General features: G+C 75.3%; 24 protein-coding genes, 2 pseudogenes and 1 riboswitch. Of the genes and pseudogenes, 11 read left to right on the forward strand and 15 right to left on the reverse strand.

Annotated elements, in window-relative coordinates; all coding sequences use genetic code 11:
- The 8 genes and pseudogenes from ABEB07_RS35295 to ABEB07_RS35330 form a co-directional block, all read right to left on the reverse strand.
- Window positions 1-478, reverse strand: a pseudogene (locus ABEB07_RS35295) (hypothetical protein); the annotation flags it as partial.
- Between the two features lie 5 nt (window positions 479-483).
- Window positions 484-1,368 (reverse strand): AAA family ATPase, encoded by an 885-nt coding sequence (locus ABEB07_RS35300; protein WP_345672165.1) that lies wholly within the window; start codon window positions 1,366-1,368, stop codon window positions 484-486.
- Window positions 1,369-1,374: 6 nt separating this feature from the next.
- The gene (locus ABEB07_RS35305) at window positions 1,375-2,229 is read right to left on the reverse strand and encodes an FAD binding domain-containing protein (RefSeq protein ID WP_345672149.1); all 855 of its coding nucleotides are present in this window, start codon (window positions 2,227-2,229) and stop codon (window positions 1,375-1,377) included.
- Window positions 2,226-4,655, reverse strand: coding sequence for a xanthine dehydrogenase family protein molybdopterin-binding subunit (locus ABEB07_RS35310; protein ID WP_345672150.1), 2,430 nt, complete (start codon window positions 4,653-4,655; stop codon window positions 2,226-2,228). Before ABEB07_RS35310 ends, ABEB07_RS35305 begins: the two co-directional genes overlap by 4 nt.
- Entirely contained in the window at window positions 4,652-5,176 is a 525-nt protein-coding gene (locus ABEB07_RS35315; RefSeq protein WP_345672151.1) for a (2Fe-2S)-binding protein, read from the reverse strand. Before ABEB07_RS35315 ends, ABEB07_RS35310 begins: the two co-directional genes overlap by 4 nt.
- 207 nt (window positions 5,177-5,383) lie before the next feature.
- A complete protein-coding gene (locus ABEB07_RS35320; protein ID WP_345672167.1) occupies window positions 5,384-6,619 on the reverse strand; it encodes a glycosyltransferase in 1,236 nt (411 codons plus the stop codon).
- A gap of 586 nt (window positions 6,620-7,205) precedes the next feature.
- Window positions 7,206-8,054, reverse strand: coding sequence for a bifunctional 5,10-methylenetetrahydrofolate dehydrogenase/5,10-methenyltetrahydrofolate cyclohydrolase (locus ABEB07_RS35325; RefSeq protein WP_345672152.1), 849 nt, complete (start codon window positions 8,052-8,054; stop codon window positions 7,206-7,208).
- Between the two features lie 21 nt (window positions 8,055-8,075).
- Window positions 8,076-8,160: riboswitch (ZMP/ZTP riboswitch) on the reverse strand.
- Between the two features lie 154 nt (window positions 8,161-8,314).
- Window positions 8,315-8,554 carry a hypothetical protein gene (locus ABEB07_RS35330; protein WP_345672154.1) on the reverse strand — a complete coding sequence of 80 codons (240 nt, stop codon included), beginning with the start codon at window positions 8,552-8,554 and terminating at the stop codon, window positions 8,315-8,317.
- A gap of 279 nt (window positions 8,555-8,833) precedes the next feature.
- Between ABEB07_RS35330 and ABEB07_RS35335 the strand changes: the two genes are divergently transcribed.
- Both ABEB07_RS35335 and ABEB07_RS35340 read left to right on the forward strand, forming a co-directional pair.
- Entirely contained in the window at window positions 8,834-9,919 is a 1,086-nt protein-coding gene (locus ABEB07_RS35335) for an S-(hydroxymethyl)mycothiol dehydrogenase (protein ID WP_164583205.1), read from the forward strand.
- Window positions 9,919-10,548 (forward strand): MBL fold metallo-hydrolase, encoded by a 630-nt coding sequence (locus tag ABEB07_RS35340; protein WP_345672155.1) that lies wholly within the window; start codon window positions 9,919-9,921, stop codon window positions 10,546-10,548. The genes ABEB07_RS35335 and ABEB07_RS35340 overlap by 1 nt, the downstream gene beginning before the upstream one ends.
- Window positions 10,549-10,609: 61 nt before the next feature.
- Here ABEB07_RS35340 and ABEB07_RS35345 read toward each other — a convergent pair whose 3' ends face one another.
- Window positions 10,610-11,158: a hypothetical protein gene (locus ABEB07_RS35345; protein ID WP_345672156.1), complete on the reverse strand. Its 549-nt coding sequence runs from the start codon at window positions 11,156-11,158 to the stop codon at window positions 10,610-10,612.
- A 198-nt stretch (window positions 11,159-11,356) separates the two neighbouring features.
- Between ABEB07_RS35345 and ABEB07_RS35350 the strand changes: the two genes are divergently transcribed.
- The gene (locus ABEB07_RS35350; protein WP_176151527.1) at window positions 11,357-12,052 is read left to right on the forward strand and encodes a L,D-transpeptidase family protein; all 696 of its coding nucleotides are present in this window, start codon (window positions 11,357-11,359) and stop codon (window positions 12,050-12,052) included.
- 103 nt (window positions 12,053-12,155) lie between these two features.
- Window positions 12,156-12,341, forward strand: a complete 186-nt coding sequence (locus tag ABEB07_RS35355; RefSeq protein ID WP_176151528.1) for a hypothetical protein — start codon at window positions 12,156-12,158, stop codon at window positions 12,339-12,341.
- Window positions 12,342-12,540: 199 nt separating this feature from the next.
- On the opposite strand, the gene ABEB07_RS35360 is transcribed toward ABEB07_RS35355, so the two are convergent.
- Window positions 12,541-14,034: a S1 family peptidase gene (locus ABEB07_RS35360; RefSeq protein ID WP_345672158.1), complete on the reverse strand. Its 1,494-nt coding sequence runs from the start codon at window positions 14,032-14,034 to the stop codon at window positions 12,541-12,543.
- A 184-nt stretch (window positions 14,035-14,218) separates the two neighbouring features.
- Here ABEB07_RS35360 and ABEB07_RS35365 point away from each other — a divergent pair, with 184 nt between their 5' ends.
- The 3 genes from ABEB07_RS35365 (at window position 14,219) to ABEB07_RS35375 (ending at window position 17,280) form a co-directional block, all read left to right on the forward strand.
- Complete coding sequence (locus ABEB07_RS35365; protein ID WP_345672159.1) at window positions 14,219-15,397, forward strand: MalY/PatB family protein; 1,179 nt, start codon at window positions 14,219-14,221, stop codon at window positions 15,395-15,397.
- Window positions 15,394-15,783 carry a PPOX class F420-dependent oxidoreductase gene (locus ABEB07_RS35370; protein ID WP_345672160.1) on the forward strand — a complete coding sequence of 130 codons (390 nt, stop codon included), beginning with the start codon at window positions 15,394-15,396 and terminating at the stop codon, window positions 15,781-15,783. Before ABEB07_RS35365 ends, ABEB07_RS35370 begins: the two co-directional genes overlap by 4 nt.
- A 234-nt stretch (window positions 15,784-16,017) precedes the next feature.
- A complete protein-coding gene (locus ABEB07_RS35375; protein WP_345672161.1) occupies window positions 16,018-17,280 on the forward strand; it encodes a glycosyltransferase 87 family protein in 1,263 nt (420 codons plus the stop codon).
- 67 nt (window positions 17,281-17,347) lie between these two features.
- Here ABEB07_RS35375 and ABEB07_RS35380 read toward each other — a convergent pair whose 3' ends face one another.
- Complete coding sequence (locus tag ABEB07_RS35380) at window positions 17,348-17,761, reverse strand: Zn-ribbon domain-containing OB-fold protein (RefSeq protein WP_164588022.1); 414 nt, start codon at window positions 17,759-17,761, stop codon at window positions 17,348-17,350.
- 272 nt (window positions 17,762-18,033) lie between these two features.
- Between ABEB07_RS35380 and ABEB07_RS35385 the strand changes: the two genes are divergently transcribed.
- Both ABEB07_RS35385 and ABEB07_RS35390 read left to right on the forward strand, forming a co-directional pair.
- Window positions 18,034-18,870, forward strand: coding sequence for a hypothetical protein (locus ABEB07_RS35385; RefSeq protein WP_345672162.1), 837 nt, complete (start codon window positions 18,034-18,036; stop codon window positions 18,868-18,870).
- A 149-nt stretch (window positions 18,871-19,019) separates the two neighbouring features.
- Window positions 19,020-19,511 (forward strand): flavin reductase family protein, encoded by a 492-nt coding sequence (locus ABEB07_RS35390; protein ID WP_345672163.1) that lies wholly within the window; start codon window positions 19,020-19,022, stop codon window positions 19,509-19,511.
- Between the two features lie 25 nt (window positions 19,512-19,536).
- Here the strand turns inward: ABEB07_RS35390 and ABEB07_RS35395 are convergent, their stop codons facing one another.
- The 3 genes from ABEB07_RS35395 to ABEB07_RS35405 all read right to left on the reverse strand — a co-directional run bounded on the left by ABEB07_RS35395 (window position 19,537) and on the right by ABEB07_RS35405 (window position 23,143).
- Window positions 19,537-21,459: a SpoIIE family protein phosphatase gene (locus ABEB07_RS35395; RefSeq protein WP_345672164.1), complete on the reverse strand. Its 1,923-nt coding sequence runs from the start codon at window positions 21,457-21,459 to the stop codon at window positions 19,537-19,539.
- 87 nt (window positions 21,460-21,546) lie between these two features.
- Window positions 21,547-21,918 carry a hypothetical protein gene (locus ABEB07_RS35400; RefSeq protein WP_164589141.1) on the reverse strand — a complete coding sequence of 124 codons (372 nt, stop codon included), beginning with the start codon at window positions 21,916-21,918 and terminating at the stop codon, window positions 21,547-21,549.
- Window positions 21,919-22,195: 277 nt separating this feature from the next.
- Window positions 22,196-23,143, reverse strand: a complete 948-nt coding sequence (locus ABEB07_RS35405; protein ID WP_164589142.1) for a MurR/RpiR family transcriptional regulator — start codon at window positions 23,141-23,143, stop codon at window positions 22,196-22,198.
- A gap of 273 nt (window positions 23,144-23,416) precedes the next feature.
- Here ABEB07_RS35405 and ABEB07_RS35410 point away from each other — a divergent pair, with 273 nt between their 5' ends.
- A complete protein-coding gene (locus tag ABEB07_RS35410; RefSeq protein ID WP_176151534.1) occupies window positions 23,417-23,578 on the forward strand; it encodes a hypothetical protein in 162 nt (53 codons plus the stop codon).
- 3 nt (window positions 23,579-23,581) lie between these two features.
- Window positions 23,582-23,980, forward strand: coding sequence for a DUF3662 domain-containing protein (locus ABEB07_RS35415; protein ID WP_164589143.1), 399 nt, complete (start codon window positions 23,582-23,584; stop codon window positions 23,978-23,980).
- Window positions 23,981-24,048: 68 nt separating this feature from the next.
- Here ABEB07_RS35415 and ABEB07_RS35420 read toward each other — a convergent pair.
- A pseudogene (locus ABEB07_RS35420) lies at window positions 24,049-25,012 on the reverse strand (phospholipid carrier-dependent glycosyltransferase); the annotation flags it as partial.

Genomic DNA, 25,012 nt, shown 5'->3' on the forward strand with positions numbered 1-25,012 from the left:
CGGCCAGCAGCCGCCGCACCTGCGCCCGCTCGGCGGCGTCCAGCCCCGCCACGTCACGGTGGCGCAGCACCTCGGCCGAGCTGGCGAGGGAGGCGACCGGCGGACCCGGCCGGTCCTCGTCGCGGCCGCCGCCGCGCAACCCGTCGGGCGCCTCCCGCGGCAGCGGGCGCAGCCGCGGCCGGGGAGCGGCCCGCACCGCCCGGACCGGCGGCCGACCGGAGCCGAAGTACGCCTCGAACACCCGCTCGTAGCGCTCCAGGTCGTCCCGGTCCGCGCACAGGGTCAGCCGCCCCGCCCAGTACACGTCGGCCCGCACCCCCGGTCGCAGCACCGCCACCGCCCGCAGGAAGGCGTGCACCCGCTCGGAGCTGACGGCCACCCCGGCCGCCCGCAGGGCCCGCGCGAAACCCACCAGCACCGCGTCGGCCCCCGACGGAGCGGCGCCGGGGCGGGGGTCGGCGGATGCGGAAGGCGGCACGTCCCTCACGCCTCCCGCCCCGCGAGGATCGCCGCGAAGTCCAGGCCCCGGGCCCGGTCGATGTCCTCGCGGTACTTCAGGACCGCGCCGAGCGTGGCCGTCGCCAGCTCGGCGTCCGCCTCGTCCGCGCCGAGCGCGTCCAGGGCGCGCGCCCAGTCCAGGGTCTCGGCCACCCCCGGCGGCTTGAGCAGCTCCTGACCGCGCAGCGCCTGCGCCAGCGCGGTCACCTGCTCCGCGAGCCGCTCCGACACCTCCGGCAACCGCCGCCGCACGATGGCCAGTTCACGGGCGAAGCCGGGGTGGTCGAACCAGTGGTACAGACAGCGCCGCTTCAGCGCGTCGTGCACCTCCCGGGTGCGGTTGGAGGTCAGCACCACCACCGGCGGCACCTCGGCGCGCAGCGTGCCCAGCTCCGGGACCGTCACCTGGAACTCCGAGAGCACCTCCAGCAGGAACGCCTCGAACTCGTCGTCCGCTCGGTCGATCTCGTCCACCAGCAGCACCGACGGCTGGGTCTGCAACGCCCGCAGCAGCGGCCGGGCGATGAGGAACCGCCGGTCGTACAGCTCGCGCTCCAGCCGTTCGGCGTCCGCGACCCCGGCCGCCTCGGCGGCGCGCAGATGCAGCAGCTGGCGGGGGAAGTCCCAGTCGTACAGCGCCTGCGAGGCGTCGATGCCCTCGTGGCACTGGAGCCGGATCAGCGGCGCGCCGAGCACCTCGGCGAGGGCGGCGGCGAGCGCGGTCTTGCCCACGCCCGCGTCGCCCTCGCAGAAGACCGGCCGGTGCAGCCGGAGCGCCAGGAAGCAGGCGACGGCCAGCCCGTCGTCCACCAGGTACCCGGTCTCCTCCAGGCGGGAGCGCACCTGTTCGGGGCTGTCGACGGCGGCGATCGGCGCTCACCCCATCCCGGCGGCGGCCAGGACCGCCCGTCTGGTCAGCACCCGCGCCAGATGCGCCCGGTACTCGGGCGAGGCGGAGGCGTCCCGGGACGGCCGGGTGCCCTCGGCCGCCGACGCGGCCGCGCGGGCCACGGCCCCGGCGTCCGCCGCGCCGGTCAGCGCCGCTTCGGCCGCCGCGGCCCGCAGCGGCGTCGCGCCCATGTTGGTCAGCCCGATCCGCGCCTCGGCGATCCGCCCGTCCTCGCGCCGCACCAGCGCGGCCACCGCGACCATCGCCCAGGACTGGGAGACCCGGTGGAACTTCTCGTACCGGTGGCCCCAGCCCTCCCGCTTGGGCACCCGCACCTCCACCAGCAGCTCGTCGGGGGCCAGCGCGGTCTGGAGGTAGTCGGCGAAGAACTCACCGGCCGGGACGGCACGCCGCCCGCCCGGTCCCACGGCGACCAGTTCGGCGTCCAGCGCCAGCGCCACCGCGGGCAGGTCACCGGCCGGGTCGGCGTGCGCGAGCGAGCCGCCGAGGGTGCCCCGGTGCCGTACGGCCGGGTCGGCCACCGTCTCGGTCGCCTGCGCCAGCAGTCCCGCGTACCGCCGCACCAGCGGGTCGCGGACCACGTCGTGGTGCGTGGTCAGCGCGCCGACGACCAGTGTGTCGCCGTCCTCGCGCACCCCGCGCAGACCGGGGATCCGGCCCACGTCCACGACGAGTTCGGGGAAGGCCAGCCGCAGCCGCAGCAACGGCAGCAGACTCTGCCCGCCGGCCAGCACCTTCGCCTCCTCGCCGGCCTCGGCGAGGACGCGCACGGCCTCCTCCAGGGTGTCCGGCCGGACGTAGTCGAACGCGGGGGGAATCACCGTGCGGCCTCCTCTGGCTCCGGACGGCCGGACCCGGCGGCCCGGACGGCCTCCCAGACCCGTTCGGGTGTGCACGGCATCCGTACGTCGGTGACGCCCAGCGGGCGCAGCGCGTCCACGACCGCGTTGACCACGGCGGGCGTGGAGGCGATGGTGCCCGCCTCGCCGACGCCCTTGGCGCCGAGCGGGTTGGACGTGGCGGGCGTCTCGGTGCGGTCGGTCGTGAACTCGGGCAGGTCCGCCGCCGACGGCACCAGGTAGTCGGCCATCGTGCCGGAGACCAGGTTGCCCTCCGTGTCGTAGACCGCCTCCTCGAACAGCGCCTGCGCGATGCCCTGGGCGAGACCGCCGTGCACCTGGCCCTCGACGATCATCGGGTTGATCACCCGGCCCACGTCGTCCACGCACACGTAGGAGCGGATCGAGGTCTGCCCGGTCTCGGTGTCGACCTCGACCGCGCACAGGTGGGTGCCGTGCGGGTAGGAGAAGTTCTCCGGGTCGAGCACATGGCCGGCGTTCAGGGTGGGCTCCATGCCCTCGGGCACGTCGTGCGAGGTGAACGTCTCGAAGGCGACCTCCTGGATGGTCCGCCGCGCCTCCGGCGAACCCTTCACCGAGAACACGCCGCCCTTGAACTCCACGTCGTCCTCGCTCGCCTCCAGCAGGTGCGCGGCCACCTTCCGCGCCCGGTCCACCACCTTCTCGGCCGCCCGGTGCACCGCCGCGCCGCCCACCACCAGGGACCGCGAGCCGTAGGTGTCCATGCCCTGCGGGGCCACCAGCGTGTCGCCGTGCACCACCTCGACGTCCTCGAACGGCACGCCGATCACGTCCGCGGCGATCTGGCTCCAGCACGTCACGTGCCCCTGCCCGTGCGGGCTGGTGCCGGTGACCACCTCGACCTTGCCGGTGGGCAGCACCCGGATGCTCGCCGCCTCCCAGCCGCCCGCCGAGTACCTGAGGTCCCGCAGCACCCGGCTCGGGGCCAGCCCGCACATCTCCGTGTACGTCGACACGCCGATGCCCAGGCGTACGGCGTCGCCGCGTTCCGCGCGCTCGCGCTGCTCGGCGCGCAGCTCGTCGTATCCGAACAGGGCGAGCGCCTTGTCGGTGGCGGCCTCGTAGTTCCCGCTGTCGTAGGTCAGGCCGGCGATCGAGTCGTACGGGAACTCCCCGTGCCGGATCCAGTTGCGCCGCCGCACCTCCACCGGGTCCAGGCCCAGCTCGGCGGCGAGTTCGTCCATGGTCCGCTCGATGGCGAAGGTGGCCTCCGGGCGGCCGGCGCCGCGGTACGCGTCGGTCGGGGTGCGGGTGGTGAACACGCCGGTGCAGTCGAACTCGTAGGAGTCCATCTTGTAGATCGCCGGGTACATGAACGCGCCCAGGACCGGGATGCCGGGCGTCACCAGCATCAGATAGGCGCCCATGTCGGCGAGCAGGTCCACCTTGAGGCCGAGCAGCCTGCCCTCGCGGGTGGCGGCCAGCTCCACGTCCTGGATCATGCCGCGGCCGTGGTGGGTGGCGAGATACCCCTCGGAGCGCGACTCGGTCCACTTCACCGGTCGGCCGAGCCGGCGCGCGAGCGCCAGCGCGACCGCCTCCTCGCCGTACACCTGGAGCTTGGAGCCGAAGCCGCCGCCCACGTCGGGCGCGATCACCCGCAGCTTGTGCTCCGGGACCCCGCAGACCACCGACAGCATGATCCGCAGGATGTGCGGGATCTGCGTCGCCGAGTACACGGTGTACTCGCCGGAGGCGGCGAGCGGGGTGACGACGACCGCGCGCGGCTCCATCGCGTTCGGGATGAGCCGCTGCTGCACGTAGCGCCGCCGGATGACCACGTCGGCGCGCTCGCGCGCCCGCTCGTAGGGCTCGCCGCACCGCAGCGGCCAGTCGTACGCCCGGTTGGTGCCCTGGTCGGCGTGGACCAGCGGCGCGTCCTCGGCGAGCGCGGCCTCCAGGTCCAGGACCGGCGGCAGGGGCGCGTAGTCGACCTCGATCGCCTCCAGGGCGTCGGCGGCGGCGTACCGGTCGCGGGCCACCACGACCGCGACCGGGTCGCCGGCGTGCCGCACCTCGTCCAGCGCGAGCGGCGGATGGTCCGGCAGCACCATGTCCTCGGTGACCGGCCACGCGCAGGGCAGCGAACCGAGCGCGTCGGCCAGGTCGCGGCCGGTGAACGCGGCGACCACGCCGGGGCGTTCGAGGGCGGCGGAGACGTCGACGCGCTCGACGCGGGCGTGCGCCATCGGACTGCGCAGGAAGGCCAGGTGCAGCAGACCGGTGACGGAGATGTTGTCGGTCCAGTTGGTCTGCCCGGTGACCAGCCGGGCGTCCTCCTTGCGCAGCCGGGACCTGCCGACCTCGCCCTCGGCTCCCTCGGTTCTCTCTGCCCCGTGGACGGCCCGGTCGGCCTGGTCGGTCATGCCGTCACCTCCTGGCCGGACGCGGTCCGCCGGCCGGGCGCGGGGCTCTCCTCGGCGCCCTCGCCCTCCTCGGCGGCGGCGAGCATCGCGCGGACGATGTTCTGGTAGCCGGTGCACCGGCACAGGTTTCCTTCCAGCGCCTTGCGCACCTCGTCGGAGGTGGGGTGCGGGTTCTCGCGCAGCAGATCGCGGGCGGCCATGATCATGCCGGGGGTGCAGTAGCCGCACTGGAGCGCGTGCCGCTCGTGGAAGGCGCGCTGCAACGGCGTCCACACGCCGCCTCGGGCCAGCCCCTGCACGGTGGTCACCTCGCCGCCGTCCGCCTGCACGGCCAGCACCGTGCAGCTCTTGACGCTCGCGCCGTCCAGCTCGACGGTGCACGCCCCGCAGTTGGAGGTGTCGCAGCCGACGGGGGTGCCGGTCAGGCCGAGCCGGTCGCGCAGGTAGTGGACCAGCAGCAGGCGGGGCTCCACCTCGTCCTCGTAGGCCGTGCCGTCCACCGTGACCGAGATATGGGTCATGTGCCCTCCAGGGACCGTCCGGGCGTGCATGAGGGAAACCAGCGACCGGTGTGGTGTAGGTCACTCTATGACCGAGCCCGGGGCGGGGCGAGTGGTGCGGCGGGGCCTCTGGCCGAAAGCCGCCCGGTTCCGGAACCGGGCGAACCGCCGGAACCGGTGACACCGGTGACACCGGTGATACCAGGGGTGGCGGCGCACGGCGCGGTGTCAGACGGCGCCCGCCAGTCCCTCCACCGCGGCCCGCACCGGCGCCACGCCGTCCTCCGCGCGGATCCGGACGCCCAGCGCCTCGGCCCGCTCCCGGTGGACCGGATGGCGGGTGGCCCGTACGAGGGCCGCGGCCAGCGACTCCGCGGTCAGCCGGCGCACCGGGACGGCGCACGGGGCCACCCCCAGCCGGATCAGCCGCTCGGCCCAGAAACCCTCGTCGAACTGGACCGGCAGCGGCACCGCGGGCACCCCCGCGCGCAGACCCGCCGCCGTGGTGCCCGCCCCCGCGTGGTGCACCACGGCCGCCATGCGCGGGAACAGCGCCGAGTGCGGGACCTCGCCGATGGTGAGCATGTCGTCCCCGGCCGCCGCGAGCCCGCCCCAGCCGCGCTGCACCACCCCGCGCAGCCCGGCCCGGCGCAGCGCGCGCACGATGGTGCCGCTCAGCCGGCGCGGATCGGGCACGGTGGCGCTGCCGAGCCCCACGAAGACCGGCGGCGGCCCGGCGTCCAGGAACCGCAGCAGCTCCGCGGGGAGCGAGTCGTCACGGTCGTACGGCCACCAGTAGCCGCACACCCGCAGCCCGGGCCGCCAGTCGCCCGGCCGGGGCACCACCAGCTCGCTGAAGCCATGGTGCACGGGCCGGCGCAGCCCCGCGCGGATGTACCAGGGCGTCGCGGGGCGGGCGGCGGGCAGCCCGAGCCGGGACCGCACGGCGGGCACCGCCGCGGAGAAGACCCGGTCGACGGCGAGGTTCACCCCGTGCCCGGCCAGCCGGTTGGCCGCCGCGCCCCAGTGTCCGCCGCCCAGCAGCGGGGGCGCGAACTCGCGGGTGGGGGAGAGGGGTTGCAGATGCGCGCCCATGCTGGGTTTGCCGAGCGCTTCGGCGATGGCGTGCCCGACCGGTCCGAGCGAGCCGGACAGCAGCAGCACGTCGTTCTTCTCGGCCGCCGCGACCAGCTCGTCGGTCATCCGGGCGAGCGCCGCCCGCGCCAGCCCGACGGCCCGCACCATCTTCCCCGCGCTGGTGGCGCTGCGGTGCAGGCCCCGGCCGCGCGAGGAGTCCAGCTCGGCCCGCGGATCGACCGGCAGCGCGCGAAAGCCGAGGCCCGAGCCCGCGACCAGCGGCTCGAAGCATCCGTGGGTGACCAGGGTGACCTCGTGGCCCGCGCGGGCCAGACCGTGCCCCAGCCCGGTGAACGGGGCGACGTCGCCCCGGGATCCCGCCGTCATGATCGCTACGCGCACGTCGGCCAGTATGCGGGCGGGGCGGGCCACGGCCCGTGAACGACCCGTGGGGTGTCGGCGCCGTCACCCCGCCACGGCGCCCGTACGGCACACCCGGCTGGGGCGACGAGTCCCCCGCGCACCGGTGCGACGTGCGCGCGGATGCCGGACACGGACAGGTCATGAGCGACGACGAGATCTCCGCCGCCGCCCGGGCGGGCTGTACGGCGCTGCGCCCGGCCGACGCGGTACGCGGCCACGGGCGCAGCCGACGTCTGGTGCGACCGGCTGGCGAGCGGCGGCGGCGCGCACGAGCGGCGCACGACGGCCGCCCCCGAGGCCGAGCCGAGACGCCGGCCGCCCGACCGCACGAGGCCCCGGCCCGGCTCTCTCCGCCCGGCCAGGAGGTACTGCGACCGGCCGCCGCCTCGCCCGGCCGGCCGGCCCGGAACGGCGTACGCGAACGACGTGCCCCGGCCCCGGTCCCGGCCACCGGAACCGGCCTCGGTCTGGAGGCGACGTGCGCCGCAGACCAGCCCGAGTACGGCGTCAGGGCCGGGACGTCACGGAGTACGACGCCCGGCCGTGCCGCTCACCCGCCGAGCTGCCGGGCGGCGGCGTCCACGGTCTGCTCCAGCAGCGTGGCGATGGTCATCGGGCCGACCCCGCCCGGCACCGGCGTGATCAGCGAGGCCCGCAGCGCGGCGGAGTCGAAGTCCACGTCGCCGACGTTGCCCGGGTTGTAACCGGCGTCGATCACGACCGCGCCCGGCTTGACGTCCTCGCCCTTGATCAGCCGCGGCCGGCCCACGGCGGCCACCACCACATCGGCCTCGCGGACCACGGACGCCAGGTCCCGGGTCCGCGAGTGGCAGTACGTCACCGTGGCGTCCCGGGCGAGCAGCAGCATCCCCACCGGCTTGCCGAGGATCGCGCTGCGGCCGACCACGACGGCCCGCTTGCCGGCCAGGTCGACGTCGTAGGCGTCCAGCAGCCGCAGGATGCCGCCGGGCGTGCAGGAGACGAACCCCGGCCCGCCGAAGCTCATCGTCGCGAAGGAGGCGAAGGTGACGCCGTCGACGTCCTTCTCGGGCGCGATGGCCTCGAACGCGGCCCGCTCGTCGACGTGTTCGCCGACCGGGTGCTGGAGCAGGATGCCGTGCACGGCCGGGTCCTGCGACAACGACCGCAGCGCGGCGACCAGTTCCCCGGTGCTGGTCTCGGCGGGCAGCTCCACGTGCCGGGAGACGATCCCGGCCGTGCGGCACCGGTTCTGCTTCATCCGCACATAGGTGACGGAGGCCGGGTCCGCGCCGACCAGCACCGTCGCCAGACAGGGCGCGGTGCCGGTGCGGCCGGTGAGTTCCGCGGCGCGCCGCGCGGTCCGCTCGACGATGCGGCGGGCGAGCGCGGTGCCGTCCATGAGGCGTGCCTGGGACATGGGTCCACTCCTGGGCGTTCGACGGATCGCCCAGGCGCGCGGCTGTGACTCGACGGAGACCGCTCCCCGGTGGTACTCCACCTCAGCGCCAGTCACGGTCCCGGGCCCAGCTTACGGGCCGCCCGGGGCGGCACGCCTCCGGGTTCCGCGACCGGGTGCGGCGGCCCGGGGCCCGGCGGCGGCTCACCGGAGACCGGAGCACCGTGGAGGAGGCGCTTCGTGGCGGAGGCAGGGGTCAGGAGCGGGCAGGTACGGCCGCCTCACCGCCGCCGGCCGCGCCGTACGCACCGGGGCCGGGGCCGGGGCCGTGCGCCGGGCAGTGCCGCGCGCAGCAGGGAGCGGAGGAGGGCGGTGCCGGCGAGGCGGCCCGCCGTCGCGATCGGGCGCGGCGCCGGCGGGGCCGGGGCGCGGGTCCGGCCCCGGCCCGCGTGGGCCGAGAAGGTCCAGGTCAGCCGGGAGCTGACCTGGAACGTCGCGGTCCGCCGCCCTACGCGTCCCATGCCCCGGCCATGATCGGCTCGATGCCGCGGCGCGGTGTGCCGGTGTCTGACGCGGAGCTTGCCATGGTGTCCTCCCGCGAGGTCCGCGGCCGCGGCCCGGGCGGGCCGCGACGGGCCTCACCTCCGAGCGTCCTCCGCCCCGCCGGGCTCGGCAAACGCGGCCGCGGACCCGGACGCGCCGGGGGAAGGGGACACCGGCCGGGTCCTCGTACCGTCGCCGATCAGCGGCGCGTAGGGTCGGAAGGTACGGATCTCCGGTCGACGGAAGGAACCACCATCATGGCGCAGGAAGTGCGCGGCGTGATCGCACCCGGGAAGAACGAGCCGGTACGGGTCGAGACGATCGTCGTGCCGGATCCCGGTCCCGGCGAGGCCGTGGTACGGGTCCAGGCCTGCGGCGTCTGCCACACCGACCTGCACTACAAGCAGGGCGGCATCAACGACGACTTCCCCTTCCTCCTCGGCCACGAGGCCGCCGGCGTCGTGGAGTCGGTCGGCGACGGCGTCACCGACGTCGCGCCCGGCGACTTCGTGATCCTCAACTGGCGTGCCGTGTGCGGAAAGTGCCGCGCCTGTCTGCGCGGCCGCCCCTGGTACTGCTTCGACACCCACAACGCGAAGCAGCGGATGACCCTCACCGACGGCACCGAGCTGTCCCCGGCCCTCGGGATCGGCGCCTTCGCCGAGAAGACGCTCGTGGCGGCCGGACAGTGCACCAAGGTCGACCCGGCCGTCTCCCCGGCCGTGGCCGGACTGCTCGGCTGCGGCGTGATGGCCGGCATCGGCGCGGCGATCAACACCGGCGGCGTCGGCCGCGGCGACTCGGTCGCCGTCATCGGCTGCGGCGGCGTCGGGGACGCGGCGATCGCCGGCGCGTACCTGGCCGGCGCGGCGAAGGTCATCGCCGTCGACATCGACGACCGCAAGCTGGAGACCGCCCGCACCATGGGCGCCACCCACACCGTCAACTCCCGGAGCAGCGACCCCGTCGAGGCGATCCGCGAGCTGACCGGCGGCTTCGGCGCCGACGTCGTCATCGAGGCGGTCGGCCGCCCCGAGACGTACCGACAGGCCTTCTACGCCCGCGACCTGGCCGGCACCGTCGTCCTGGTCGGCGTGCCGACGCCGGAGATGAAGCTCGAACTGCCGCTGCTGGACGTCTTCGGGCGCGGCGGCTCCCTGAAGTCGAGCTGGTACGGCGACTGCCTGCCCTCCCGCGACTTCCCCCTGCTCATCGACCTCCACCTCCAGGGCCGCCTGCCGCTGGACAAGTTCGTCACCGAGACCATTCAACTGGACGAGGTGGAGAAGGCGTTCGAGCGGATGCACCAGGGCGACGTGCTGCGCTCGGTGGTGGTGCTGTGATGGCCGCCCGCATCGAACGCCTCGTCACCTCCGGGCAGTTCACCCTCGATGGCGGCTCCTGGGACGTCGACAACAACGTGTGGATCGTCGGCGACGACCACGAGGCCGTCGTCATCGACGCCGCCCACGACGCCGAGGCGATCCTCCGGGCGGTGGGGGACCGGCGGCTGACCGCGATCGTGTGCACCCACGCCCACAACGACCACGTGAACGCCGCGCCCGCCCTCGCCGACCGCACCGGCGCGAAGATCTGGCTGCACCGCGACGACCTGCCGCTGTGGCGGATGACCCACCCGGACCGGGAGCCCGACGAGCACCTCGCCGACGGCCAGGTGATCGAGGCGGCGGGCGCCGACCTGACCGTCCTGCACACCCCCGGCCACGCTCCGGGCGCCGTCTGCCTGTACGACCCCGGACTGGGCGTCGTCTTCACCGGCGACACCCTCTTCCAGGGCGGTCCCGGCGCCACCGGCCGCACCTACTCCCACTTCCCGACGATCATCGACTCGATCCGCGACCGCCTGCTGACGCTGCCGCCCGAGACGAAGGTCCTCACCGGCCACGGCGACGGCACCACCATCGGCGCCGAGGCGCCCCACCTGGACGAGTGGATCAGCCGCGGCCACTGACCCGCACCGGTGGGCCGGGGGCGCCGCCCCCCGGCACACCGCCGGGCCGCGCCGTCGTCCGTCACCCGTCCGCCGCGGGCGGGCGCGCGCCCGGCAGCGGCCAGCGCGCCGGATGGCCCGGCGGCAGCGTCAAGTCCTCCCGCACGGCGGCGTAGTAGCCGTCCCGCGCGGCCCGCTGCCGCGCCAACAGCCCCTGCCAGGCGTCGGGTTCGCGCCGCCCCTCGCGCAGGAACCGTTCCATCTCCATCGCCACCACCACCCACGCCCGGGCCGTCTCCACGACCTGCGGGCTGCCCAGCATGAGCAGCGCCTCGCCGGAGGGGTCCCGGGCGAGCGCGGCCTCCGTCAGCAGGGGCTCGGCCTCCGCCAGGGCCAGCGGATGCGGGTGCGGGTCGTTGCCGAGATGCGAGGCGACCCGGTAGGCCAGCGTGACCGACTTCTTGAGCGTGCGCGCGTACTCGGTGTACACGGCGAGCCGGCGCTCCTCCCAACGGGCCGCCCGTTCCCGGCGGAAGCGGGCCCGGTCGCTGCGCACGACCGCCAGATAGGAACCGAGCGCGCCGATCACCACACCGATGAGCGCGGGGAGTTGCTGCACGAACGCCGACATGCGTCGCACCGTATCCGCCTGCGCGCCCACCGGCGCACCCCGCCCGCGCCCCTCCGCACCCGCCCGCGCCCGACCCGTCCGAATGTCACCGTTTCGTCTCGACCCCGGGCCGCCCACAACCGCGGGCCGCCCCCGGCTGTCTAGGTGTCCGAGAACGAAGAGACGCGAACCCGATCGAGGGGGAAGGACAGGGCGCCCATGAGGCACATAGGCAGACGGGGAGCCGTCGTGCTCGGCGCCACCTCACTGGTGGCGCCGCTCACACTCGCGCTCGGCGCAGCGCCGGCGCAGGCGGCGAGCTGTACGGCGAGCAAGGGGCCGTACCAGAAGCAGGTCGAGAAGTTCCTCGGGCGCCCGGTGGACGGCCGGCAGTCGGCCGCCGACTGCTCGGCGATCCGGGCCTTCCAGAACAAGCACGGCATCACGCCCGCCATCGGCTACGCGGGTCCCGTGACCTGGCGCGTGATGGATCTCATGAACAAGCAGAAGGCCGTCGGGAAGAAACCGAACAAGGACGGCAAGTGCCCGACGAACAAGGGCCGTATCGCCTGCGTCAACCTCACGCTCCAGCTCAGCTGGATCCAGGACGGCAAGAAACTCGTGTACGGGCCGGTGCCTGTGCGCACCGGCCGTGACGGCTACGAGACCCGCACCGGCCTGAAGAAGGTCTACTGGCGTGACATCGACCACGTCTCGACCCTCTACAACGTCCGCATGCCCTACAGCCAGTTCTTCGACGGCGGGCAGGCATTCCACTCCGTCGGCCTGAGCATGTGGAACCCGCCGGGCTCGCACGGCTGCGTCAACATGACCACCCAGGACGCCAAGAAGTACTGGTCGCTGCTGAAGAAGGGCGACGACGTCTTCGTGTACGGCCGCAAACCGGGAACGTGAGCCGGGGCCGGGCGGGTTGAGCCGGAACGACGTGATGAGCGACACGGTCCGAAATGTCCGTATCGGTCGTACTTACTCACAGCGCCTTCACGTCGTCCGGCATATGCTTCACAGCATGTCCACCAGTGTTGAAACCGTCTCCGAGCGATCGGCCGCGGAGGTCAACGAGGAGATCCGTGCGCTGTGGCGCCGGTCGGGCGGGACACTGACCACCGAGCAGCGCGAGGTGTACCAGCGCCTCGTCCTGGAGTGGGCTCAGGCCGCTCCGCAGTCGGACCACGCGGCCTGACCGCCTCCCGGCCTCCGGCCGTCGGACCCTCCCACGGGGGCGCCCCTTTGCGAACGGGCGCCCTTCTCACACCGACCTCCGCCGCCTCGTACGGCATCGTCGACCTCACCGGCGGGACCCCGTCCCGCCGGGCCGGCCCCGCGTCGGCCGTCACCTTCCTCACACCACCCCGGCCGACCGGCCGGCCGCCGCGCCCCGGTCAGCTCCAGGTGGCGGAGTAACGGCGCCGGTAGGCCGCTCGGTCCCGCTCCGTGCGCAGCCACCGGGTCGCCGCCAGCGCGACCAGACCGCCCGCCAGCACCAGCAGACCCGGGCCGACGGCACGCGGGTCGGTCAGCCGGGCCGCAGGCGTGCTCCCGGCCGCGCCGCCCGGCACCCGCGCCGGCGAACCGGGGGAGGCCGCACCCGCCGCACCCGCCGTGCCGCCGCCCGCTGCCGACCCGACACCGGACCCGCCGGACGAACCGGACGCACCGGACCCACCTCCGGACGCCCCACCGGCCGACGCCGCCCCGCCGCCGCCTCCGTCGCCGCCCCCGCTCGTGTCCCTGGCCGGAGCCGACACGATCAGCCGCACACCCAGCGCGGTCAGCGCCTTCGGCACCGGCTGGAAGAACGTCGTACCGCCCGTCGCGCAGTCGCCGCTGCCGCCCGACGTCACCCCGAGGGCGATGCCCTCCGAGAACAGCGGGCCGCCGCTGTCGCCCGGCTCGGCGCACACCGTGGTCCGGATCAGACCGCTCACCGTGCCCTCGGGATAGTTCACGGTCGCGTCGAGACCGGTCACCTCCCCGTCGTGCAGCCCGCTGGTGCTGCCGCTGCGGAACACCCGCTGCCCCACCGCCGCGTCCCCCGCCCCCGTGATCCGCACGCCGTTGCCGCCGCCGATCGCCACCACGTCCGCGCCCTGCCCGGCCCGGCCGGCGGCGTACCTCACCAGCGAGAAGTCGCTGCCCGGGAAGGTCGAGGCGACCGTGTCGCCCAACCGCCGGTCGCCCGCGCCGGACGCGAACCAGGCCGAGCCCTCCGGCCCGCAGTGCCCGGCGGTGAGGATGAAGTCGTCGCGCCCGTCGGTCACGTTGAAACCGGCCGAGCAGCGCCCGCCCGCCGACAGGATCGGCTGCGCCCCGTTGAGCCGCGTGGTGAACCTGCCCGGCGCGCGCTCCATGCGCACGAAGGAGCCGATGCCGCTCGCCACCCGGCTCATCCGGTCCCAGTCGGCGGCGGAGACGGAGCTGTCGGCCTCCACCGTCACCCGGTTCGTCCGGTAGTCGACCGCCCACGCCGTGCCGGGCACCCGCGGCGCGGCGCGCAGGGCCGCCCCGGCCGACCTCAGCTCGTCCATGCTGTGCCGCACGAGCCTCGCCCCGGCGCCCGCCCGCCGCACCTCGGCCGCCGCCTCCGCGTCGGTCACGGCGACGACCGTACGCCCGTCGGAGCCGACCCAGCTGCCCGCCGTACGGGCCGTGCCCAGCCGTGCCACCAGTGCGGAACCCGGCGTGGAACCCGGCGCGGCGGCCGGTCCAGCGGCCGGTCCGGCCGCCGAGCGGACGACGTCGCGCGGTGGCTCCCGCGTCCCGGACGGCGCACCGGCCAGCGCCGCGTGGGCGACCATCGCCGGGCCCAGGACGAGCCCCGCGACGGCCGTCAGCCGCGCCACCCTCCGGACGACCCGCCGTCGTGCGTGCCTCATACCTGGCTCCCGAAAAAGTACCCGGCTCCCGGACCCCGGACCTCGAACACCGGCCCCGCCGATCCATACGCGCCGCACCGCCCCCGCGTTCAGCCCGCCGGAGGCCCGCCGGTGGTCCGGCGCACACCGGCCGGGTCGTGCGCGCTCCCCCGGAACCGCGCGCCCGGCGGCCTATCTTGGGCCCATGAACAGGACTCCGCACGCCCCGTCCGGTGAACCGAACCCCCTGCGCGTCCTCAGCCCCGCCGACCTGCGCCGCCGCACCAGCATGAAGTGGCGCACCCATCCCGCCGACGTCCTGCCGCTGTGGGTGGCCGAGATGGACGTACCGCAGCCCGAACCGGTCGTCCGGGCGGTCACCGACGCCCTCGCCCTCGGCGACACCGGCTACCCCGTCGGCACCGCCTACGCCGAGGCGCTCGCCGCCTTCGCGGCCAAACGCTGGGGCTGGGACGGGCTCGCCGTGGAGCGCACCGCGCTGGTGCCCGACGTGATGCTGGGCGCGGTGGAGATGCTGAAACTGGTGACCGGGCCCGGCGACCCGGTGATCGTCAGCCCGCCGGTGTACCCGCCGTTCTTCCAGTTCGTCACGCATATGGACCGGCGGGTGGTGCGGGCGCCGCTCGGCGCCGACCTGCGCCTGGATCTCGGTGCGCTGGACGAGGCGTTCCGGCGGGCCGTGGCCGGCGGCGGGCGCGCCGCGTACCTGCTGTGCAGCCCGCAGAACCCGACCGGCACCGTGCACACCGCCGCCGAACTCGCCGCCGTGGCCGAACTCGCCGACCGGCACGGCGTACGCGTCGTCGCCGACGAGATCCACGCGCCGCTGGTCGCGGCCGGCGCCGACTTCGTGCCGTATCTGAGCGTGCCGGGCGGCGAGCGGGGTCTGTCGCTCATGTCGGCGAGCAAGGGGTGGAATCTGGCCGGCCTCAAGGCCGCCCTCGCCGTCGCCGGTCCCGAGGCCGCCGCCGACCTCGCCCGGCTGCCCGCGGAGGCCGCCGACGGGGCCAGCCACCTCGGCGTCATCGCCCACACCGCCGCGCTGCGCGACGCCGGCCCCTGGCTGGACGCCCTGCTGGCCGGCCTCGACGACAACCGGCGGCTGCTCGCCGGCCTCCTCGCCGAGCACCTGCCCGCGATCCGCTGCCGGCCCGGCCGGGCCACCTACCTCGCCTGGCTGGACTGCCGGGCCCTCGGCCTGGGCGACGATCCCGCCCAGGTCTTCCTGGAGCGCGGCCGGGTGGCCCTCAGCTCCGGACCCCCGTTCGGCGAGGGCGGCGCGGGACACGCGCGCCTGAATCTGGGAACCTCACCCGAACTACTGACCGAAGCGGTACGACGCATGACGGAGGCGGTCCGATGAGCACCGAGGAGACCCTGGCACGGCTCTCAGCCGGCAAGTACCTGCTGCTGACCAGCTACCGCAAGAACGGCACCCCGGCCGCCACCCCCGTGTGGGTGGTCCGGGACGGCACGGCGCTCGGCGTCTGGACGGCCGCCGACTCCCACAAGGTGAGGCGCGTCCGCCGCCGCTCCGACGTCCTGGTCGGCCCGTGCGACGTGCGCGGCAACCCGACCGGCGTCCAGATCCCGGCCACCGCCGAGATCTGCGACCCGGCCACCACCGCCCGCTACCGCGGCCTGATCGCCCGCAAGTACGGCATCGTCGGCCGCCTCACCCTCCTCGGCAGCCGGCTGCGCCGGGGCGAGCGGGGAACGGTCGGCATCCGGGTGTCCCTGACGGGCTGATGACGGCCGCGCGACGCCCGCCCGACGCCCGTGCGACCGGCCGCCGACGATCCCGCCAATCCTCCCGCGGCTCCGCGTGGCAGCGGCCACGGGGCCCGCGCGCGCCGCTAGGCTCGGGCGCCGGAGCCGGGACGGGCGTCGCCGAGAGGCCCCGGGCCGGGCCGCCCGGTACGACGAACCGGCGCGGCCCGCGAGGCTGTCGGGGCGTCGTGGAGATGACGGAGCTGGTGCGCAGTGGAGGGGATCCGGGCCCGCGCCCTGGCGGTCGGGCGGTGGCTGTCCGAACGGGCCGGCCGGTGTCTGGCCGCCTCGGTGGCGCTGTACGCGCTGACCGCGCTCAGGAGTCCGTCGCAGCCGCTCGACCTCCGCGTCTACCGCGGCGGCGCACCGCACCTCTTCTCCGGCGGCCTGTACGACTTCGCGGTGCACACCGGACCGCCCATCCCCGTACTGCCGTTCACCTACCCGCCGTTCGCCGCGCTGCTGTTCGCCCCGCTGGCCCAGCTGCCCTGGGACGTGGCGCTGGTGCTGTGGCGGGCGGTCTCGGTCGCGGCCCTGCTCGTCATCACGGCCGGCTCGCTGCGCCTGCTGACCCCGCCCGCCGGGGAACGCGTCCGCGAGCGCGCCCTGCTGTGGGCCGCCGCCGGGCTCTGGCTCGAACCCGTGCGCCACACGCTCGACCAGGGGCAGATCAACCTGCTGCTCGGCGCCCTCGTCGTCGGCGGCCTCGCCCTGTGCCGCACGGCGGCGGGCCGGGGCGCGGCCGTGGGGCTCGCCGCGTCGGTGAAGCTGACCCCGGCCGTCGGCGGACTGTACCTGCTGGCGACCCGGCAGTGGCGGGCCGCGCTGTGGGCGGTCGTCACCGGCGCGGCGGCCACCGCCCTGGCCTGGTGGATCTCCCCGAGCCAGTCGTGGCGCTACTGGACCTCGCTGGTGACGGACACCAGCCGCGTCGGACCGGTGTGGACGGTGCGCAACCAGTCCCTGCGCGGCGCGCTCACCCGGCTGCTCGGCCCGGACGCCACCGCCTCACCGCTGTGGTGGGCGGCGCTCGCGCTGGTCACCCTGGCGGCGGCGTGGGCGCTGCGCGCCGCGTTACGGCGTACGGACCGGCTCGGCGTCCTGGTGACCGTGCAGCTGTACGGGCTGCTGATGTGCCCCATCTCCTGGAGCCACCACTGGATCTGGTGCGTGCCCGCCATGATCTGGCTCGCCCACGGCCCGCTGCGGCGGCTGCCGTCGGCCCGGCTCACGCTCGCGCTGTGGGCGCTCGTCACCGCCGGCCGGCTGGTGCCGCGGCTGAGCAGGATCGAGGACGCGACCGTCCACGGCGGGCCCTACCCGGCGCCGATGGCCTGGCTGGGAACCGGCTTCGCGCTCTGCGCGGTGCTGACGTTCCTCACGCTCGCCGCCGGAGGCGACCGGCGCCGTGCGCGCGCCGCGATCCCCGGCGGGCAGCGCTCCGGCGACCACGCGGACCGTTCGCTGCTGCCCTGACCCGCGGTGCTCGCGGGACGGCCCGGTCCCGGCAACGACACTTTTGGCGAACTTACTTGACGGTACGTCAGCTCCAGGCGCGGAACGACTCGTCCAGCAGCTGGAAGACCGGCTCGCCGCGCACCGGGTCCTTCGCGGTGGACAGCCGCACCCGGTCGCCGCCGTGGATGCCGATGAGCGGGCCCATCACCCTGCCCCGCACGACGAAGCCCTCGTTCATCTCGATCAGCGACACGTTGCGCGCCGCGGGAGTGTTGCGGTGCACGACCGTGGAGTGGCGGACCGTGCCGACGCCCTCGCTGCGCTCGGTCCGCAGGTCGCTGCCCCGGCACACCGGACACAGCAGCCGGTGGTACATCGCGGTGCCGCACCAGGCGCAGCGCTGGTAGTACAGCGCCTCCGGGTCGCGGTCCTCCGGCTCCAGAAGGCCGGTGGCGGAGCCGGCCGCCGGATGAACCGCGTTCCCCGAGTGGTGGTACACGCTGATCAACTCCCTGCTCCCGTCCGGAATCCCGCGTGCCGGCGGAGCCCGCGCACGCCGTGCGCGGTGCGGCGGTGCCACCGTGCACGGCGTCAGCGTATGGCACTCAGTGCCGGAGGTAAAGGTACTGCGTACCATCAGTCGACCGCAGTAACCTTTCCCCGCCCCACCCTCTGCCGCCCCACCCTCTGCCGCCCCACCCTCTGCCGCCCCGCCCCGCGCTGCCCTCTCCCGTCCCGCCCCCGCCGCGCGTCACGCACCAGGAGACCGCCATGCCCTCCGCCCGCCCCCGCCTCCTCTACGTCACCGACCTGGCGTATCCGGCGCGCGGGCGCCGCTACTGCGACGAGGACATCGGCCTGACCGCCCGGCTGCGCGAGGACTTCGACCTGGCCCTCGCCCATCCGCGGGACGCCGCCGCGCTGATGGCCGCCTTCGACGCCGTGGTCGTCCGCAACAGCGGCCCCGTGCTCGGCTACCGCGCCGCCTACGACGACTTCCGGAGCCGGGCGCTGGCCGCCGGGACCCGCGTCTACAACCCGCTCACCGGCCGGGCGGACATGGCGGGCAAGCAGTACCTCCTCGACCTGACCGCCGCCGGCTTCCCGGTCATCCCCACGGTCGACCGCGCCGAGGACCTGCACCTGCTGCCCGCGGCCGACCGCTACGTGGTCAAGCCCAAGCAGGGCGCCGACTCCATCGGACTGCGCACCGTCCGCGCCGGGGAACTGCCCGCCCTGGTCGACGGCGCCGTCCTCGTCCAGCCGCGCGTCGACTTCGTCCACGAGATCTCGTTCTGCTTCGTCGACCACGACTTCCAGTACGCCCTCCACGCCCCCGACCCCGAGCGGCGCTGGGAGCTGCGGCCGTACCGGGCCGACGCGGACGACCTGGAGTTCGCCCGCCGGTTCATCGACTGGAACACCCTCGGCCACGGCGTCCAGCGGGTCGACGCCTGCCGTGCGCCGGACGGCGAACTGCTGCTGGTCGAACTGGAGGACCTGAACCCGTACCTCTCCCTGGACGCCCTCGACGACCGCGCCCGGGACTCCTTCGTCGCCGCGCTGAAGACGTCCCTGCACGGCTTCCTCGCCACTGCGGCGCGGTGAGGAAGCGACCCCGCGGCGGCGGTTGACGCGCCGCGCGGCGGGCACACGCCCACCGGGACGCGCCGGGCCGGAGCCGGCGGACGGTCCCGGCGGACGAGCGGCGCACCGGTGCGGCAGGCACCGGCGCCGCGGGAACGAAAGGGTGCGGCATGACGGGCGGCAAGGGTGTCATCGACCGGCTGGACCCCGACATGTGCGTGGTGACCGCCGTGGCGGACGGCGAGCGGGACGGCTGCCTGGTCGGGTTCGCCTCGCAGTGCTCCATCAGCCCGGCGCGGTTCGTCGTGTGGCTGTCCAAGGAGAACCGGACCTTCCGGCTGGCCGAACACGCCGACCGGCTCGCCGTGCACCTGCTGACCCGGCGTCAGCACGCGCTCGCCGAGCTGTTCGGCGGCAGCACCGGCGACGCCGGGGTGGACAAGTTCGCGCCCGTGCGCTGCTCGGAGCGGGACGGCACGGCCGTCGTCCTGGACGACGCCCCGGCCTGGTTCGTCGGCGAGATCGTGGCGCGCATCGACGGCGGCGACCACGTGGGCTTCCTGCTCGACCCCGTCGAACGGGGCGGCACGGGCGCTCAGGACGCGCCGATCCTGCGCCTGTCGGACACCCTGGACATCACACCGGGCCACCCGGCCCACTGAGCCCACCGCCCGGCGGGAGCGCGTCCTAGGACTCCTGAGCCGGTTCGGCCGGCACCCGGACGTCCAGTACGCACACGTCGTCGCGGCGCTCGCCCTCCAGCAGCGCGGCCAGCAGCGGGCCGAGCGAGCCGGGCGCGTCCGCGCGGTGCGCGGCGGCGGCCCGGGCCAGCCGCTCCAGGCCCAGCTGTATGGACTCACCGGGCCGCTCCACCAGGCCGTCGGTGTAGAGCAGCAGACGGTCGCCCGGCCGGAGGCGGCACTCGGCCTCCTCGAAGACGGGGCTCTCCGTGGCGCCCAGGAGCACACCGCGCGGCCGGTCGAGGAAGCGGGCCTCGCCCCCGCGCAGCAGCAGCGGCGGCAGATGGCCGGCCTGCGCCCAGACGAGCCGGTGCTCGCCGGGGTGGTAGCGCGCCAGGACGAGGGTGGCCGTGCTCCGGGTCTCCCCGGAGTGCAGCAGCAGCGTGTTCAGCCGGGAGAGGGCGCCGGTCAGCGACGAACCGGTGAAGAGCATGCCCTTGGCGGTGAAGCGGAGCTGGGCCATGGTGGCCACCGCGTCGATGCCGTGCCCGGCGACGTCGCCGACCACGAACAGCGCCTCGCCGCCCGGCAGCTCGATCGCGCTGAACCAGTCGCCGCCGACGTGGATCCCGGACTGGGCCGGCAGATAGGCGAGGTCGACCCGCAGCCCGGCCAGCCGCACGGGCCGGCGCGGCAGCGGCAGCAGCGCGTGCTGGAGCCGGCCGGCGAGCATCCGCTCGGTCCGGAGCACCCCGTGCTGCGCCAGCATGGCCTGCTCGCTCGCCAGTAGGGCCAGTTCCGCGCTGCGCTGCGCGGTGAGGTCCTGGACGAAGCCGTGCACCTGGACGGGCCGGCCGGCCGCGTCCGGCACGGCTTCGGCAACGGCCCGCAGGTGCTTCACCCCGGCCGCCGTCCTGATCCGGAACGGCACGTCCAGCGGGGCGCCCTCGGTGCGGATCGCGCGCACGGCGCGGGCGAGCGCCGGTCCGTCCTCGGGGACGGCGAGGTCCGCCAGCTCCTCCAGGCCGAGCGGGCGCCGCGCGGGGTCGCGCTCGCACAGGGCGTAGACCTGGGCGGACCAGGCGGCCTCGCCGGTGACGAGGTTCCAGGTGGCCCAGCCGAGATGGCCGAGCCGTTGCAGGTCCGCCAGGAGTTGTTCCTGCCGGTCGGAGGCGTCCTGCCGCCGCCAGGTGACGACCAGCCGGCCGTCCAGACGGGCGGCCCGCACCGAGTAGGCGGCCGGTTCCCCGCCGCCGTCCCCGGGCTCCCGGGCCGCGTACGGCGCACTCGTGTACGGCTCTCCGGTGTCGAGCGCGCCGAGCCACCCCTGCCACAGCGGCTGAGCGGCGACGGTGGGCAGACACGCGCGGACCCGCCGCCCCACCAGCGCGCGTCCCCGGCGCCCGGCGGGATCGGCGGCCTGCGGCGTGGCGGCGTCGATACGGAAGTCCTCGACCTCGCCCGCGGCCGAGCGCAGCGGGCTGAGCAGCAGCGTCATCCCCGGCAGCGCGTCGAAGAGGATCTGGACGGCGTGCGGCGCGGAGGCGGCGTCGACCGCGTGCTCCCGTTCGTCCTCTTCGTCCCCGGCGGGGGCGACGGCGCCGCCGGGGACCGTCGCACCGCCGTCCGTCGCCGTCGCGCCGCAGGCGTGGCTCAGCGGGGGGACGAGGGTGTCGAGCGTGATCCGCGCCTCCGCCGCCGGGGCGCGGCCCGCAGCCTTGGCGCGGCGCAGCAGTTCCTCGTGCGCGGCGTCGGCGGTGCGGCCGGTCAGCGCCATCAGCGCGCCCTTGGCCCGCTCCACCACGGCCGAGGCCGCCGCCTCGTCCCGCAGCCGGTCCAGCTCGGCCCGCTGCCTGGCCACCACCTTGGCCAGCGCCGCCTTGTCGGAGGCGGCGCCGGACTTGGCGCGAAAGGCGGGTTCGCTGCTCACGCGACGAGCATCGCACATGCCGGCGGCTCCGATCGCGGTCGTGCCGGCCCGGTTCCGGGGCGCACCGGCGGACGGCGGTGAAGCCCCTCAGCGACCGCCGCGCTCCACCAGCGCCTGGCTGACCGCCCGGACGCTGCGGGCGATGTGCTGGAGCTGGAGCAGCTCCGCGGCGTACAGCTTGATCGTGTGCTCGATGACGCCTTCGTGCAGGCCGAGACGGGGCAGGTCGGCGCGCGCGGTCTGCAGGGCGGTGCGGGCCACGCGGATCTCCTGCTGCACCTGGATCTGCGCGTGCCGGGCGAGCAGCACGGGGTGGCGCACCAGCGCGGGGTAGCTGCCGTAGCGGGCCGGGACCAGCTCGCGCAGCCACCGGGCCGCCGAGCGCTCCCAGTCGTGGCTGCCGGGGGTCTTGACCTGGCAGGGCCAGTCCGAGCTGATGCGTGTGGTCGTCACAGGCATGATCTTCGCTTCCGGTGGTGCGGTGTCGGGGTGCGTGGCCCGACGGGGTGGGGGCGGCCCCGGCCCAGGGGACGACCGGGGCCGCCGCGGGTGCTCGCGCGGGCGCGGAACCGCCCGGAGCGGGCCGACCGCGATCCGTGAGCAGTATTTATATATGCCATCCGCTTGGCAAGACGTATGAAAACATTCATGTCGGCTTTGCCGCCATGGTCCGTATACGTTCCAACCACTCCGCGGGCGTCCGCCGCGCGCGCCGGCCCCTGGGGCGGTCCCGGAGTCAGTCCTTCAGGAAGAACTGGTGGCGGTCGGCGATCTGCTCGTACTCCTCCAGGCGGGCCTGGGTGCGTTCGGGATCGGCGTCCGCCATGGCCTGGAGCAGCGCCGCGCACATCACGCCCGGCGCCGCGTAGGAGTCGAAGACCAGCCGCGACCCGGTCCCGGTCGCGAAGGTGACGTCGGCCTCGTCGGCCACCGGACCCAGCGCCAGATCGGTGATCAGGGCCACCTTGAGGCCGGCGCCGCGCGCGACCCGCACGGCGGTCAGCGTCTCGTGCGCGTGCCGGGGCATGGAGAAGGCCAGCACCCAGGTGCCGCCCGCCTCGCGGGACTGGAGCAGCGCGTCGTAGGCGACGCTCCCGCCGAGCGTCACCAGCCGCACATCCGGGTGGACGCGCCGGGCCGCGTAGGCGAAGTACTCGGCGAGCGAGACCGAGATGCGCAGCCCGAGCACGGTCAGCGGGGCAGAGCGCGACAGCTCGCGCCCGACGGCGATCACCCGGTCCGGGTCGGCGAAGTCGCGGCGCAGGTTCTCCAGGTTGCCGATCTCGGCGTCGACGGCCGCCTGGAGTTCGTTGGCCCGGTCCTCCTCGGCCGGGCCCGGTCCGCCGGCGAGCGTCCTGAGCGCGATGGACTGGAGCCGCTCGCGCAGCGCGGGGTAGCCGCTGAAGCCGACCGCGCCGGCGAACCGGGTCACCGACGGCTGGCTGACGCCGACCCGGTCGGCCAGCTCGGTGATGGACAGGAACGCCGCCTCGGCGATGTTCTCGATCAGGTACTGGGCGATGCGCCGCTGGCCGGGAGACAGCTGCGGCCGGTCGAAGAGCGCCCGCAGCTGGGAGGCCGGGGCGGGCTCCGCCTCCGGCGCCGTCCTGCCCGAGGTGATCGCGGACGCCTGGGCGCGAGCCTGCTGCGGCGATGGCGCGGAGGCGCCTGCATTGTCTCCCACGGAGGTTCAACATAGCTCACTCACCGTCATGACCTGCGGCGGTGCGGGCGCATCCGGCCGGGCACGGACCCCGGACGGTGACGGTGGGACGGGAGCGGCGGCCGGGGCTGTGGAGCGGACGGCTCCGGATTTCCGTCCCGCGGATGGATACCCGCCCGCCGTCCGGGAACCCGCCGTCGGGAGGAAGAACCTCCGGGCGGCCCCGGTCCACGGACCGCCGCGACAGCCCCTGACAGCTCGCGACCGCCGTCACACACGAGGAGCCCAGGCGACATGACCGTTCCCGAGGAGAACCGGCCCAAGACCGACACCACCGACGAGGTGGTGGCCAAGGGGCGCGCGGACGCGTCCAAGGAGCAGGGCGGCACCGGGCGCACCCTGCGGGAGGCGCTGGAGGAGGCGCAGGTCCGCCCCGACGACTTCGAGGAGAAGTGACCGATGAGCGCACTCAGCGCGCTGGAACAGGCTCTGGAGAACCGGTGGGACGCGCTCTGGGCCCGGATCGCGGGGCGGGGGCCGGTGGAACTCCTCGACGCGCTGCACCGTGAGTGCGACGGGAACGCCGTCGTGTGCAGCGAGGACCGGGTGATCGTGCCCAACGCCTACGACGTCGAACTCGCCGAACCGGTGCACGAGGAGCTGACACGCCGCGGCAGCCGCGTGGGCCAGGCGCTCACCGACAGCCTGGCCCGGCACGCCGAGCGCCACGGCTACGAGTGGGCGGGCCCGCTGACGGTGCGCGTCGCCCGCTGCGACGAGGTGCCCAACGGCCGCTACCGCGTGGCCGGCCGGGTCATGCCGCACGTCAGCGCGGAGGCATTCCGCAACCCCGCATAGACGCCCCCCGCGCACAGCGAGTACGCCCCGTACGCCCGTTCCCCGGCGCGGCCGCGCCCCCCCGGCGGTCAGCGCCGGTAGAGCGTGATCGAGTGCCCGACGTCGTCCACGGCACGGCTCGACACGATCAGCCGCGCCAGCCGCCCCGTCGCCTTGGCCGCGGCCGAGTCCGACACCGCCAGCAGCCCGTGCACGTCCTCCGGCGGCGCCGCGCGCGGATCGGCGGCGCGGATGCCGTAGAACGACGGCACGCCGCCGCCCTTGTAGACCAGCCAGACCCGCTCGCCCGGGTACCGGGTGCGCAGCCGGTCGGCGAGCCGGCCCAGATCCTGGCCCCAGTCCACGTTGGAGTCGTGCAGCGACAGCCGGGTCCGGGCCGGTCCGCCGAACGCCTCGTTGGCGTACGGCAGATAGAACGGGTACGTCCGCAGCGAGCTGACCGCGACGCACGCCGCCAGCAGCCCCGCCGCCGCGAGAGCGCGCCGCCCGCGGCCCGCCGTCACGACCGCGGCCGCGGCCACCGCCAGGAACATCGGCACGAACAGCGCGTACCGGGTGCCGAAGTCGCGCGAGGAGTGCGTCGCGGCGGCCAGCAGCACGGCGGGCGGCGCGAGCACGTGCGGCGCCGCGCGCCGCAGCCGCCGCACCGATGCCAGGACGGCGGCCCCGGCGGCCCACAGCGCGAGCATCCCGAGCGGCGTCTTCACCAGCAGCGCGGCCGGCAGGTAGTACCAGCGCGCCCCGGTGTACACGTGCCCGAACAGGAATCCCTGCCACGGCCGGCCCTCAAGACCGAACTGGATCCGCATCCCGTCCCGGTACGCCGCCGGGAAAGGCAGCGCCTCGACCAGCGCCCCGCGCAGCCCGTGCACGGCGGGCGCCGGCCCCGCGTACGGCCTGCGCAGCCGCGGGTCGACCACCAGGTAGGAGGCCCACACGACGGCCACCGCGACCCCCGCGGCGACGGCCGCCCACCCGGCGGCGACGGCCGACGGCCCGAGCCGGGCGGCGCGGCCGCGTCCCGGCGGACCG

The organism is Streptomyces similanensis, assembly GCF_039543625.1.
In the GTDB taxonomy this organism is placed as follows: domain Bacteria; phylum Actinomycetota; class Actinomycetes; order Streptomycetales; family Streptomycetaceae; genus Streptomyces; species Streptomyces similanensis.